Genomic DNA, 14190 nt, shown 5'->3' on the forward strand with positions numbered 1-14190 from the left:
GACTGTGAGCGATAACATGCTGTTAGTCAAGCCGTAACACGGCCGCCTCACGTACGCCGGGACCACACGCGAACGGGTGGTCCACCCCAGCCGCAGGCAGGGATGGACCACCCGTGTCGAGCGCGATCAGAGCGCGCGAATCAGAAGCCGCGGGCCAGCCGGTAGTAGGCCTGGTTCCAGCGGATCTCGTCGGCGAAGCGGCGCGGCTGCGTGTCGGCGTCGATGACGACGAGCTCGGTGCGGCTCATCTCCGCCAGGTCGTGCAGCTCCTCCACGCCCACCGCCTGCGACAGCACCGTGTGGTGCGGGGCGCCGGCGGTGATCCACGCCTCGGCCGAGACCGGCAGGTCGGGGCGCGGACGCCACACCGCCCGGGCCACCGGCAACCGGCGCAGCGGCTGCGGCGGGGACACCACGTCGATCTCGTTGGCCACGAGCCGGAACCGCTCCCCCATGTCGGCCAACCCGAGCACCACCGCCGGACCGGGTGCGGCGTCGAAGACCAGCCGGACCGGGTCCTCCCGGCCACCGATGCTCAGCGGGTGGATCTCCACGTTGGGCACGTCCGACGCGATGGTCGGGCAGACCTCCAGCATGTGGGCGCCGAGCACCAGCTCGTTGCCCGGGGTGAGGTCGTAGGTGTAGTCCTCCATGAACGAGGTGCCGCCACTCACCCCCACCGACATCGCCTTGAGGGTGTGGACCAGGACCGAGGTCTTCCAGTCGCCCTCGCCGCCGAAGCCGTAACCGTCCGCCATCAGCCGCTGCACGGCGATGCCCGGCAGCTGACGCAGCCCACCGAGGTCCTCGAAGTTCGTCGTGAAGGCCCGGAACCCACCCGCGTCCAGGAAGGCGCGCATGCCCAACTCCAGGCGCGCGGCGTAGCGCAGCGCGTCGTGCTGATCGCCGCCGGGCAGCAGCTCACCGACGATGCGGTAGGTGTCCTGGTACTCCTTGACCAGGTCGTCCACCTGCGCGTCGGTGACCTCGCCGACCACCTCGACCAGGTCGTTGACGCCGTAGGTGTTGACCGAGACGCCGAACCGCAGCTCGGCCTCGACCTTGTCGCCCTCGGTCACCGCGACGTCGCGCATGTTGTCGCCGAAGCGGGCCAGGCGCAGCGACCGCATCGCCGACCAGCCCAGCGCGGCGCGCGCCCACGCCCCGATGCGAGTGGTCACCCGCGGGTCGCTGACGTGCCCGGCCACCGTCTTACGGGCCACACCGAGGCGCGTCTGGATGTACCCGAACTCGCGGTCGCCGTGCGCGGCCTGGTTCAGGTTCATGAAGTCCATGTCGATGTCGTTCCACGGCAGCAGAACGTTCGCCTGGGTGTGCAGGTGCAGCAGCGGTGTCTGCAACGCGTCCAGACCGGAGATCCACATCTTGGCCGGCGAGAACGTGTGCATCCAGGCGATCACCCCGACGGCACCCTGGGCGGCGGCATCCCGGCAGACCTGCAGGATCTCACCACTGTTGGTCAGGACGGGCTTCCAGACCACGCGGGCGGGAATCTGCGGCGAGTCGTCGAGTGCTGCCGCGATCTGGCGGGACTGCTCAGCCACCTGGCGGAGCGTCTCCTCGCCGTACATGCCTTGGCTGCCGGTGAGGAACCAGATCTCGGGTTCGGTGTGTGGTGCCATGGGGTTGCCTTCCGCGAGAGGGGCGGTCACTTGTAACGGATTCCGATGAGGCGCTGTAGGAGGATGAACGCGAAGAGCAGGCCGCCAATCACGATCTTGGTCCACCAGGAGTTGAGGCTCCCATCGAAGGTGATGAGGGTCTGGATCACGCCCAGGACCAGCACGCCGAGTACCGTGCCGAAGACGTAACCCGCGCCGCCGGTGAGCACCGTGCCACCGATGACGACGGCGGCGATGACGTCCAGCTCCATCCCCACGGCGATCAGCGGCGCGCCGGAGAGGGTGTAGAAGGACAGCAGGATCCCGCCGATGGCCGAGCACAGACCACTGATCGTGTAGACGGCGATCCGGGTCCGCCCCACCGGCAGGCCCATCAGCAGCGCCGACTGCGGGTTGCCGCCGATGGCGTACACGTTGCGCCCCAGCCGGGTGTAGGCCAGCACGTACGCGGCGATGGCGACCACCACGAAGGCGATCAGCACGCTGATCGACACGAAGTTGCCGCGGGGGTTCCCGATCCGCTCCTGCGACATCGCGGTCCAGAAGCCGTCGGTGATCGGGATCGACGCGCCGGAGATGAACGTACACATGCCCCGGGCGAAGAACATCCCGGCGAGCGTGACGATGAACGGCTGGATCTCGAAGAAGTGGATGACGCAGCCCATCAGCAGGCCGAGCGTCGGGCCGATGAGCAGCGCGATGACGAGCACCAGCGCCGCCGGCATGCCGTCCTGCAGCAGCGCGGCCGACACCATCGCCGTCATGGCGACGACCGAACCGACCGACAGGTCGATGCCACCGGTGAGGATCACGAAGGTCATGCCCACCGCGACGACGAGCAGGAAGCCGTTGTCGATGAACACGTTGAAGATGACCTGGACGTTGGAGAACGCCGTGTACTGCGAGACACCGATGCCGTACATCACCAGCAGCAGGGCGAGCGTCGCCAGGACCGGTATCTGCTTCCTCGGCAGCCGGAACCGGTTACGACCGGCGGTAAGCGTTCCAGTGGTCATGCCGGCACCTGCTCCTTCGGCTTGTCGGCGACGGGGGCGGGCGGCGGGGCGTTGCGCCTGCGGCGGGTGAACCGGGCCCGGAAGGCCGGCGCCTGGATGAGGCAGACGGCGATGACGACGACCGCCTTGAACAGCAGCGACGTCTGCGGCGAGATGTCCATCGCGTACACGGTGGTGGTCAGGGTCTGGATGATCAGCGCGCCGATGATGGTGCCGCTGAGGAAGAACCGGCCGCCCGCGAGCGAAGTACCGCCGATGACGACAGCGAGGATCGCGTCCAGCTCGACCCAGAGGCCGGCGGCGTTGCCGTCGGCACTGGAGACGTTGGCGGTCATCATGAAACCGGCGACCGCGGCACAGGCGGCGCTGATCACGTACGCGAGGAAGATGACCCGGCCGGACCGGATGCCGGCCAGCCGGCTGGCCACCGAGTTGCCGCCCACCGACTCGATGATCATGCCGAGCGCGGTGCGACGGGTGAACGCGGCGACGAGCAGTGCCGCGGCGAGAGCGATGAAGATGGCCAGCGGCAGGGTCAACGCGTGGCCCAGGCCGATCGCCCGGTACGGCTCGGAGTTGATGGTGATGATCTGACCCTCGGTGATCAGCTGGGCGAGACCCCGGCCGGCGACCATCAGGATCAGGGTGGCGATGATCGGTTGGATGCCGATCACTGCCACCAGCACCCCGTTCCACGCGCCGAGCACGAGCGAGACCCCCATCGCCATCGCGAGGGCGGTCGCCACCACGGCAATGCTGCTCTGGTCGGGCTGCTTGCTGATGTACATGCAGGCGATCGCGCCGCTGATCGCGCAGAGCGAGCCGACCGACAGGTCGATGCCGCCGGTCGAGATGACCAGGGTCATGCCCAGCGCGACGAGGATCAGCGGTGCGCTCAGCCGCAGGATGTCGATCGGCGTCCCGTACAGGTGCCCGTCCTTGAGCTCGATGGACAGGAACCCGGGCCGGTAGATCGTGTTCGCGGCGAGCATGGCGAACAGCACGGCGGCGGGCCAGAACAGCCGGTGACCGGTCATCGTCCGGAAGCGGCTCATGGTGTCGGTCATCGGTCTGCCTCCTCCCGGTGGGATCCGCTGGCGATGGTCTGCATGATGCGGTCGGCGTCGAGGCTCTCGTCGTTGGCGAGCTGCGCGACCATCTGCCGGTCCCGCATCACGGCCACCTTGTGGCTCAGGCGCAGCACCTCCTCCAGCTCGGCGGAGATGAACAGCACCGCCATGCCGCCGTCGGACAGCTGCGTCACGAGCTTCTGGATCTCGGTCTTCGCGCCGATGTCGATGCCCCGCGTCGGCTCGTCGAGGATCAGCAGCCGGGGCTCGGTGATCAGCCACCGGGCCAGGAGCACCTTCTGCTGGTTGCCGCCGGAGAGGTTGCGGACCGGAACCTCCGGGTCGGCGGGCCGGATGTTGAGGGCCTTGACGTACTTGTCGACCAGCTCGTCCTGGCGACGACGCGGAATGGGCCGCAGCCAGCCGCGCGCCGCCTGCATGGCGAGGATCATGTTCTCGCGCACCGACAGGTCGGCGACGATCCCCTCCGCGCGGCGGTTCTCCGAGCAGAAGCCCACGCCGTGGTCGATCGCCTGGGCGGGGGTGCGCAGGCTGCTCGCCGTGCCGTCGACAGCTACCTGACCCCCGTCGCTCCGGTCGGCCCCGAACAACAACCGCGCGACCTCGGTACGCCCCGAGCCCAGCAGGCCGGCCAGGCCCACCACCTCGCCGGCGTGGATGGTGAGGCTGAACGGCTCGACAGCGCCCCCTCGACCGAAGTTGGACACCGCCACCAGGGGGGTGCCCTCCTCCAGGGTGGCCAGGTCCCGCCGGGAGTGCTCCTCGATGCCCTCCAGGACGTCGAGCTCCTTGCCGATCATCTTCTCGACCAGGGAAAGCTGGGGCAGCTCGGTGGTGAGGTACTCGCCGACCAGCCCGCCGTTGCGCAGCACGGTGATCCGGTCGGCGATCTCGTAGACCTGGTCGAGGAAGTGGGTCACGAACAGGATGGCGATGCCCTCGTCGCGCAGCTGCCGCATGATCCGGAACAGCTGCGCCACCTCGTCGGCGTCGAGGCTGGACGTCGGCTCGTCCAGGATCAGCACCCGGGCCTTGATGTCGATCGCGCGGGCGATGGCGACCATCTGCTGGATCGCCAGGGAGTACGAGCCGAGCGGCGCGCTGACGTCGAGGTCGAGGTCGAGGCGGGCCAGCAGGGCGCGGGCGCGGCGGCGAACCTCGCCCCAGCGGACCGCGCCGAAAAGGCGGGGCTCACGGCCGATGAAGATGTTCTCCGCCACCGAGAGGTTGGTGCAGAGGTTGACTTCCTGGAAAACGGTGCTCACACCGGCGGCGGTCGCCTGCATCGGCCCGGTGAACGACACGGGTTCGTCGTGGAGGGTGATCGCGCCCTCGTCGGTGTCGTAGACACCGGTGAGCACCTTGATGAGGGTCGACTTGCCGGCGCCGTTCTCGCCCATCAGGGCGTGCACCTCGCCGGGGAAGAGCCGGAAGTTGACGTCGTGGAGTGCGCGCACCCCGGGGAAGGACTTGCTGATCCCGGTCATCGTCAGGACCGGACGGCTATCCGTCATCCCATCAGACCTCTTCTGGGTTGTCGACACGGAAGGGCCGCCACGTCCCCGCGACGCCCGCCCGGTCGCCCTTGGGGGTCGCTCGGGCGGGCGTGGTACTCGGGGTCGTCGCGGGCCAAGCCCGGTCCGTTTCGGGTAGGGAGGCGACGCGGCGGGGCCGCCACGCGAGCGCGGCGACCCCGTCGTCGATCAGTACTTACGGTTGGGCAGAGCTTCCTTCGCCTGCTCAGTCGTGAAGGTGGTCTCCTCGGTCTCGATCCGAGGCGGCACCTCCTCGCCCGCGTGGACCTTCTTGGCCAGGTCCATCAGCTGCGGGCCGAGCAGCGGGCTGCACTCCGCGATGAAGTTGAACTTCCCGTCGGCGAGAGCCTGCATGCCATCCTTGACGGCGTCGACGGTGATGATGGTGATGTCCTTGCCGGGCTCCTTGCCGGCGGCGGTGATCGCCTCAAGCGCGCCCAGACCCATGTCGTCGTTGTGCGCGAACAGCACGTCGATCTTCGGGTACGCCTTGAGGAACTGCTCCATGACCTGCTTGCCGCCGGCCCGGGTGAAGTCACCCGGCTGCGAGGCGATGATCTTCAGGTTCGGGTTGGCGGCGATCGCCTCACCGAAGCCCTTCTTGCGGTCGTTCGCCGGCGCCGCACCGGTGTTGCCCTGCAGCTCGACGATGTTCACCGGGCCCGAGGCGCTCTTCTTCTGCTCGACCAGCCACTCACCGGCGAGCCGGCCCTCCTTGACGAAGTCCGAGCCGAGGAAGGTCTTGTACAGGGTCTTGTCGGCCGAGTCCACCGAGCGGTCGGTCAGGATGACCGGGATGCCGGCGTCCTTGGCCTCCTTGAGCACGGTGTCCCATCCGGACTCCACCACCGGCGAGAAGGCGATCACGTCGACCTTCTGCTGGATGTAGTTGCGGATCGCCTTGATCTGGTTTTCCTGCTTCTGCTGAGCGTCGTCGAACTTCAGCTCGATCCCCGCGGCGGCAGCGGACTCCTTGATCGAGGTGGTGTTCGCGGTACGCCACCCGCTCTCCGCACCGACCTGGGAGAAGCCCATCGTGATCTTGCCGTCGTCCTTGGACCCGCCGCCGCCGGTGTCGCTGTTACCGCAGGCCGCCACGCCGCCGACCAGCAGCACGCTGGCGAGGACCGCGGCAGCACGCCACGGAGCGGACTGCATTCGCATCTTTCCCATCGAATCTCCTTGGTGGATGTGGTGGGTAACCGCGCCGGCCGCCGAGGTGCGAAAGAGCGGCGTACGCGGGTGGTGCGTGCTGGTGCGCGTGGTGCAGACCGACGGGTCCCGGGGTTTCGGTGAGGGTCAGGAACCCGCCGGTGCGACTGGTTGTTGGCCGTAGACGTTCTGGTAGCGGTCGTAGAGTGAGTCGATGTCGGCCTGTGCCATCGGGACCGGCCGCCCGAGGGTGTGGGCCAGGTGCGCGGTCCGGGCCACGTCCTCGCACATCACCGCCGCCTTGACCGCCGCGCGGGCGTCGCGGCCGATGGTGAACACGCCGTGGTTGCGCATCAGCACCGCCGGCGAGCGGTGCCCGGCGAGCGTGGCCACGATGCCCTTGCCGATGTCGTCGCCGCCGATCAGCGCGAACGGACCGATCGGGATCTCCCCGCCGAACTCGTCGGCCTGCGCCGTGAGGTGGCAGGGGATCGGCTCGCCACACGCCGCCCAGGCGGTCGCGTACGAGCTGTGCGTGTGGACGACGCCGCCGACCTCGGGCATGGCCCGGTAGACGTAGGCGTGGGCGGCGGTGTCGCTGGACGGGGCGAAGTCGCCCTCGACGAGAACGCCGTCGAGGTCGCACACCACCATCGTGGCCGCGGTGAGGTCGTCGTAGCTCACCCCACTCGGCTTGATCACCATCAGGTCCTGGCCGGGAACCCGCGCGGAGACGTTGCCGGACGTCCAGGCGACCAGGTTGTACCGGGTCAGCTCGGCGTGCAGGCGGGCGACGGTCTCGCGCAGCTCGGCGATCTGTCGGGTCACCTCGGCGTTCACGCCACCACCTCCAGCGGGGTCTCGTGCGGGGTAGCGGCGGTCTCGACCGCCGCGTTGCGGATCGCCCGCAGGCGGAGCATGACGTCGTTGCCGCCACGACCGAAGTGGTCGTGCAGCGCCCGGTACTCGGCGTAGAGGGCGTCGTAGGCGCGGGCCCGCTCGGGGTCCGGGCGGTAGACGGCCTCGTGCACCCGACCCATCGCCTGCGACGCCTTGTGGATCGAGGGGAACTCACCGGCGGCGACCGCGGCGTGGATCGCCGAGCCCAGCGCCGGACCCTGCGACGAGGCGATGATGTTCAGCGGACGCCTGGTCACGTCGGCGTAGATCTGCATCAGCAGCGCGTTGTTGGTCAGACCACCGGCGATCACCAGGTCGTTCACCGGGACTCCGGCGTCGACGAACGCCTCGATGATCATCCGGGTGCCGTACGCGGTGGACTCCAGCAGGGCCCGGTAGATGTCCGCTGGCCGGGTGGCCAGGGTCATCCCGACGATCATGCCGCTGAGGTCGTGGTTGACCAGCAGGGACCGGTTGCCGTTCCACCAGTCGAGCGCGATCAGGCCGTGCGCGCCGACGGGCTGACTCGCGGCCAGCTCGGTGAGGCGCTCGTGCGAGTCGATGCCGGCCGGGGCAGCGTGCTCGACGAACCAGCCGAAGATGTCGCCGACGCCGCTCTGCCCGGCCTCGTAACCCCACGCGCCGGGGCTGATGCCGCCGTCCACGACACCGCACATGCCGGCCACCTCGGCGACCTCCGCGCCGTTGACCACGTGGCAGGTCGAGGTGCCCATGATGGCGACCAGCCGACCGGGTTGCACCGCCTGCGCGGACGCCGCGGTGACGTGCGCGTCGACGTTGCCGACGGCCACCGCGATCCCCTCCGGCAGGCCGGTCCATGCGGCGGCCTGGGCGGTGAGCGAGCCGGCGCGGGCGCCGAGGGGCAGCAACGGACCGTCCAACTTGGCCACGAAGTCACCGAAGTTGGGGTTGAGCGCGGTCAGGAAGTCCTTGGCGGGATACTGACCGTCCTGCAGGATGCCCTTGTATCCGGCCGTGCAGACATTGCGGGTCTCGGTGCCGCAGAGCTGCCAGACGATCCAGTCGGCCGCCTCGATGAAGCGCTCGGCCCGGTCGTAGACCTCCGGGTCCTCCTCCAGGAGCTGCAGGCCCTTGGCGTACTGCCACTCGGCGGAGATCTTGCCGCCGTACCGGCCGATCCACGGCTCGGCCCGCTCGTGGGCCAGCGCGTTGATCCGGTCGGCGTGCGGCTGCGCGGCGTGGTGCTTCCACAGCTTGACCCAGGCGTGCGGTCGGTCGCGCAGCTCGGGCGTCTCGCACAGTGGAGTGCCGTCGGCGAGCGTCGGCAGCACGGTGCAGGCGGTGAAGTCGATGCCGATGCCGACCACCGCCGCCGGGTCCACCCCTGCGGCGGACACCGCCGCCGGGACGGCGTACCGCAGCACGTCGCGGTAGTCCTGCGGGTTCTGCAGGGCCCAGTCCGGGGGTAGCGCTCGACCTCCCGGCAGCGCCGTGCTGATCACGCCATCGCCATACTCGTGCACCGCGGTCCCCAGTTCGGCACCATCGCCGACACGGACCACCAGAGCTCGCCCGGACAGGGTGCCGTAATCGACACCGACGACATAGCGGTCGTCAGCTCCGTCCACACGGTTCATGTTCACCTCCACCGTTAACGGGGATAGTGTTAACGCTCACATCCAGCCTCGTCAAGACATCTACCCGCAACAGCTCCGTAACGGAACGCGGAAGGCGGACCGACTCGGGAGGGTTGATAGCGGACCGGTGCAAAGCACACCATTCCGACGGCAAGTGCGCCGATCAGGTGCCGAACGGGGCCTCGGCGCGGACCGGATGCCCACCAGATGGCCGTCGACAGGCGAGGCGACAGGTGCGGTGCGCCGGACACTGCGGGACGACCGTCCGATAGCGACCACCTAAACTTTCGGTGGCAATGGCAGCGATAACATCATCGGGCTCGCGCGTTCCCCCGCTCGGATCCGCACCACTGCCGTCAATGACCTTGCGGGCTCTTGGGTGAGCGCTCCGCACCGGCTGCCCACGCCGCGCGCAACCGGGCGACGCGGCTGTGTTATCGATAACATTCGACGTCTTGAGGCGCTCTGGCCGCCCGGGTCGGACAGCGACGGGACACCCGGTCCACAGCCCGCTCAGGTGCGCGCGCCGCCGCCCCCGCAGGCCGCGCGACACCACGAGCCGGCGGCCCGGCCCCCTGGGCCGAGCCGCCGGTTCCGCGAGCTGATGGCGAGACCGCGCGCCGGTCGGGTCAGCTCGTCCGGTTGCGGTTGTAGAGCGCCTTGGCCCAGAGGAAGCAGGCCACGGTGATGACGGCGCACCAGACGACGGCGATGGTGGCGTTGTTCCCGATCCCGGTGCCCAGGAGCAGGCCGCGAAGGGTCTCCATGACGGGCGTGAAGGGCTGGTAGTCCGCGAACCACCGCACGGCGGCCGGCATGGAGTCGGTGGGGACGAACCCGCTTCCGAGGAACGGCAGGAGGATCAGCGGCATGGGCAGGTTGCTGGCCGTCTCGACGCTGTCACTGACCAGACCGAGGGCGACCGACAGCCAGGTGAGCGCAAAGGTGACCATGGCGAGGACGCCGAGGGCGGCGAGCCACTCGACCGGGTTGGCGGTGGGCCGGAACCCGACCAGCAGCGCCACGACGGTGACGGCCGCGAGGCTGAGCATGGTCTGGACCAGGCTGCCCAGCACGTGACCCGTCAGGACCGACGGTCGGAAGATCGACATCGTCCGGAACCGGGCGATGATCCCCTCGGTCATGTCCATCGCGACCGAGATGGCGGTGCCCTGCGCGGCGCTGACCACAGTGATGAGCAGGATGCCGGGCGTGACGTAGTTGGCGTACTGCGAGCGGTCGCCGGACGGGCCGAGGCCGGCGCCGAGCGTGCCGCCGAAGACGTAGACGAAGAGCAGCAGAATGATGATCGGGATGCCGATGAGCAGGAAGGTCATCGACGGGTACCGCCGCATGTGCAGCAGGTTGCGCCGCAGCATGGTGCTGGAGTCGCGGACGGCGAGGGAGATGGTGCTCATCGCGCGGAAGCCCTTTCGTGATGGGTCCGGCCGGCCCGGGTGTCCGGCTGACCGGTGAGGGTGAGGAAGACGTCGTCGAGGTCGGGGGTGTGCACGGAGAGCCCGGCCACGCTGATCGAGGCGCTGTCGAGCTGGTCGAGCAGGGATCGCAGTGACCCGACCCCACCGTCACTGGGCACCTGGAGGGTGAGCGCCGCGTCGTCCCGGGTGGCGGCCTGCAACGTCCGGGCCGCCGAGTCGAGCCCTTCCTGGTCGGCGAACTGCAACACGACGTGACCGCCCGGGATGAGCCGCTTGAGCTCGCGTGGTGTGCCCTCGGCGATCAGACGGCCGTGGTCGAGGAACGCCACCCGGTCGGCGAGTTGGTCGGCCTCCTCCAGGTACTGCGTGGTGAGCAGGATGGTGACGCCCTCGGCGACGAGCGCCCGGATGATGTGCCACATGGCCCGGCGGCTGCGCGGGTCGAGGCCGGTGGTCGGCTCGTCGAGGAAGATGACGCGGGGCTCGCCGACCAGGGTCATCGCCAGGTCGAGCCGCCGGCGCATGCCACCGGAGTACGTCGACACCGGCTTGGCCGCCGCCTCGGTCAGGTCGAACTGGTCGAGCAGGTCGGCGATCCGACGCCGGCCGGCGGCCCTGCCCAGGTGGCACAGGTCGGCCATCAGGGTCAGGTTCTCCCGGGCGGTGAGCAGGTTGTCGACGGCGGAGAACTGGCCGGTGACGCCGATCAGCGCGCGTACCGCGTCGGGCTCCCGGGTCAGATCGTGGCCGAAGATGCGCGCATCGCCACCGTCGGCCCTGATCAGGGTGGAGAGGATCTGCACGGTGGTGGTCTTGCCGGCCCCGTTCGGACCGAGCAAGGCGAAGATCGTGCCCTCGGTGATCATCAGGTCGACGCCGTCCAGGACGACCTTGTCGCCGTAGGACTTGCGCAGGTCGGTGGCGACGATCGCGGGGTTCGTGGAGCTGGTCATGGTCTCCTCATTCGTGGTCGGCGCGGTGGGGGTCAGGCGCGGCGGATCATGATGTCGCCGTAGGAGGTGTTCGCCCGGACCTCGACCGTCTCGTCGGTCTGCGCCGGGCTGCCGGTCGACTCCAGCGCGTTGTGCACGCGGCCGTGCTTGGAGCTGACGTCGAGCCACGCGGCGGTCCCGCGACGGATGCCGACCTCGATGGCGCCGTAGGAGGTCTGCACGTCGATCGCGCCGCGGGCGACCTCACCCAGCCGAAGGTTGCCGTAGGCGGTACGCGCCGTCACCGAGCCCAGCGCCGCGTCCACGGTGATGTCGCCGTAGGCCGTGTTGATCCGGACGTCGCCGCCGCTGCGGCCGATCCAGCAGTCGCCGGACGAATTCTTGATCTCGGCGGTGCCGTCGACCGCGCCGATGCGCACCTTGCCGGACGAGGCCTTCACCCGGGCGGGTCCGAGGACGCGCTCGACCGCGACCTCGCCGTGGCTGCTGTCGATCTCCAACGGCCCGGTCTCGTCGAGCCGGATGCCGCTGCCGGTCTTGATCCGGCACTCGCCGAGCCGGCCCTCGCAGCGGAACGCCGCCCACGACGCCTCGGCGTGCACCCGCGACCCGGTCGGGAGCTCGACCAGGACGTCGACCGACGGCCCGGGGCCGAACCCGTAGCGGCGCCAGCTCTTGGGCACCCGGATCACCAGTTGCCCGGCGGCGAACTCGACGGTGGTCTGGTCGGCGGCGCTCACGTCGGCCTTGCTCGACGGGTCGCGGGGACGCACGGTCACCACCGTGTCGGTGCGGTCGCTCGCGGCGATCCAGGCGTCGCCGATCGGCAGCTCGATCTGGACGGCAATCGGTTCTGGCGTCTCGAAAACAGGCATGGTGGTCTCCCGGAAGGTGGTCGGCGAAGGTTGCCGCTGGTCAGCGGCGCGGCGGATGGGGGTACGGGAAGTTAGCGGGCCCAGCCGGTGAAGCGCTGGCCGGAGGTCGGCTCCACCCGGCGCGGCGGACGACGTTCCGGGTCGCCCGCCCCGACGGCACCGGCGACGGCGCGCACCAGCCAGGCGTTGACCGAGAGCCCGGCGCGCCCAGCGGCCTCCTCGACGCTGGCCTTCAGGTGGTCGGGCAGCCGGAGGTTGATCCGCGAGGTGCCGCCCTCGTCACCGTCGGGCGCGGACACCGGCACCGCCAGCGGTGGCGGGCCGCTGGCCTCGCTCGCCAGCTCGGCCGGCGGGCTGGCCGGGGTCACCACGAAGTCGGGTTCGCGCCCGCGCAACCGGACGTGCACCGAGCCCGGCGCGAGGTCACGGGTGATCTCGTCAGCCGCGTCGGAGAGCGCTTCGAGCAGCGTGAGACGGGTGGCCGCCTCCAACTGCGTGAAGAGCCGTTCGGCCAGCACCCGGGCCTCCGGGTCCACACCCTCCGCCGCCACGGCGAACTCGTTACGCAGGTTCTCGACGTATGACCTCAGCTCCATGGCACCATGATGGCACCACTTTGGCTCAGATGGCAACAGCGATGGCTCAAATATGCGCCAACAACTGGCGCCGATGGGCGCCGCCGGACCGTCAGAGATCGCCGAAAGCCCTCCGGACCAGGTGATTCGCGCCCTCTTGCGTCAGGCCGGTGGCGACAAGCAGGTCACTGACCGTGGTCCGGACCTGCGCCACCACCACCGCACCGGAGAAGCCCACACCGTCCCGATAGGCGTTCCCGGCCGTCGCGACCGCCCGCAGTGCCTGCTCCCGCGCCCGATTCGGCTCAGCGCCAGCGGCGAACTGCCGCTTGAGCAGGCGGACGGTCTCGGCCAGCTCGGCCACCGCCCTCGACAACGACTCCGGCACCGGCTCGCCGTCCTCGATGAGCGTCACCGACCGTCGGATCAGGGTGCCGCTGTTCCGCGTCGCCCGGTCGATCAGCTCCGCCGCCTGCGCGTACCGGCCCACCGGTCCGTGCCGCTGGTGCCAGTACACCGGCGACAGGGTGCTCGCCTCCCGGGCGCCCTGGGCCGCCTCGACGAACGCCTTCAACCGGCCCGCGCTCTGCCGCAGCTCACCCCGGGCGGTACGGGCCCGCGCGGCGTCCCGCTCGGCCAGCGCTTCGGCGGTGGCGTCGAGCTGGGTCAGCAGGAGATCGAACGCCGGCCGGGCGGCCCGGTTGAGCACCCGTAGCGGGTTCAGCGGCAGCAACACGGCGGTGACCAGCAACGCCACCCCTCCCCCGATCAACGCGTCCACGAACCGCGGGATCTCCAGGTCCCGGACGGTTGGGCTGAGCGTGGCGATGAGAACCGCCGTCGCCCCGGCCTGGATCACCACCGCCGCGCTGCCGGCGAGGAAGAGCGCGACGACGATCGCCAGCACCACGATCAGGGCGAGCTGCCACCACCCGGTGCCGGTCACCAGGAGCAGCAGGTCGCCGATCAGCACCCCGACGGTCACACCGATGATCAGCTCGATGGTGCGACGCAACCGCTGGCCGACGGACGCGGCGAGCGTCGAGACGGCGGAGATCGGCGCGAAGACCGGCTGCGACACGTGCAGCAGCGAGTGCGCCACGAACCAGGACAGTGCCGCCGCCAGGCCGGCCTGCAGGGCGAGGCCGCCGATGGCGCGTACCCGACGGACCCGGTCGTGCCAGGCGGCCAGCAGGCGTTCCCAGCGCCGCGCTGTCGACGGGCCCGCGTCCGCTCCGCGCCGACCGGCAGCGACCATGGCGGCACCTACCCCGCCACGACCGGCTCAACCCTCGCACGCACGGGCCGGTCGACCACAGCGCGCCGATCGGGTGGCAGCACCAGGGACGGCCGAGATTGAGCGGGTCCGGTTCGGGTAGACCCGCTCGGCCG

At 69.9% G+C, this 14190-nt stretch carries 12 protein-coding genes; all 12 read right to left on the minus strand.

Going from position 1 to position 14190, the window contains the following annotated elements:
- Positions 1–140: 140 nt before the first annotated feature.
- Entirely contained in the window at positions 141–1643 is a 1503-nt protein-coding gene (gene araA / locus AB0C03_RS00270; protein ID WP_030333979.1) for an L-arabinose isomerase, read from the minus strand.
- Between the two features lie 26 nt (positions 1644–1669).
- On the minus strand, positions 1670–2659 hold the full coding sequence (gene yjfF / locus AB0C03_RS00275) for a galactofuranose ABC transporter, permease protein YjfF (protein ID WP_030333976.1): 990 nt from the start codon (positions 2657–2659) through the stop codon (positions 1670–1672).
- Positions 2656–3726, minus strand: coding sequence for an ABC transporter permease (locus AB0C03_RS00280; protein ID WP_357632983.1), 1071 nt, complete (start codon positions 3724–3726; stop codon positions 2656–2658). The genes yjfF and AB0C03_RS00280 overlap by 4 nt, the downstream gene beginning before the upstream one ends.
- Positions 3723–5264, minus strand: coding sequence for a sugar ABC transporter ATP-binding protein (locus AB0C03_RS00285; RefSeq protein ID WP_210866704.1), 1542 nt, complete (start codon positions 5262–5264; stop codon positions 3723–3725). Before AB0C03_RS00285 ends, AB0C03_RS00280 begins: the two co-directional genes overlap by 4 nt.
- Before the next feature lie 189 nt (positions 5265–5453).
- Positions 5454–6458: an ABC transporter substrate-binding protein gene (locus AB0C03_RS00290; protein ID WP_247675477.1), complete on the minus strand. Its 1005-nt coding sequence runs from the start codon at positions 6456–6458 to the stop codon at positions 5454–5456.
- Positions 6459–6584: 126 nt separating this feature from the next.
- The gene (locus tag AB0C03_RS00295) at positions 6585–7277 is read right to left on the minus strand and encodes an L-ribulose-5-phosphate 4-epimerase (protein ID WP_030333969.1); all 693 of its coding nucleotides are present in this window, start codon (positions 7275–7277) and stop codon (positions 6585–6587) included.
- Positions 7274–8956: a ribulokinase gene (gene araB, locus AB0C03_RS00300; RefSeq protein ID WP_357632987.1), complete on the minus strand. Its 1683-nt coding sequence runs from the start codon at positions 8954–8956 to the stop codon at positions 7274–7276. The genes AB0C03_RS00295 and araB overlap by 4 nt, the downstream gene beginning before the upstream one ends.
- A 629-nt stretch (positions 8957–9585) precedes the next feature.
- Positions 9586–10374, minus strand: coding sequence for an ABC transporter permease (locus tag AB0C03_RS00305; RefSeq protein WP_030333965.1), 789 nt, complete (start codon positions 10372–10374; stop codon positions 9586–9588).
- Positions 10371–11348: a daunorubicin resistance protein DrrA family ABC transporter ATP-binding protein gene (locus AB0C03_RS00310; protein WP_030333963.1), complete on the minus strand. Its 978-nt coding sequence runs from the start codon at positions 11346–11348 to the stop codon at positions 10371–10373. Before AB0C03_RS00310 ends, AB0C03_RS00305 begins: the two co-directional genes overlap by 4 nt.
- 32 nt (positions 11349–11380) lie before the next feature.
- Positions 11381–12223, minus strand: coding sequence for a DUF4097 family beta strand repeat-containing protein (locus AB0C03_RS00315; RefSeq protein WP_210866705.1), 843 nt, complete (start codon positions 12221–12223; stop codon positions 11381–11383).
- A 71-nt stretch (positions 12224–12294) separates the two neighbouring features.
- Complete coding sequence (locus tag AB0C03_RS00320; RefSeq protein ID WP_030333959.1) at positions 12295–12819, minus strand: hypothetical protein; 525 nt, start codon at positions 12817–12819, stop codon at positions 12295–12297.
- Positions 12820–12910: 91 nt separating this feature from the next.
- Positions 12911–14056, minus strand: a complete 1146-nt coding sequence (locus tag AB0C03_RS00325) for an FUSC family protein (protein ID WP_357632993.1) — start codon at positions 14054–14056, stop codon at positions 12911–12913.
- Positions 14057–14190: the final 134 nt, after the last annotated feature.

The sequence above is a fragment of the Micromonospora parva genome (assembly GCF_040649675.1).
GTDB lineage: Bacteria > Actinomycetota > Actinomycetes > Mycobacteriales > Micromonosporaceae > Micromonospora > Micromonospora parva.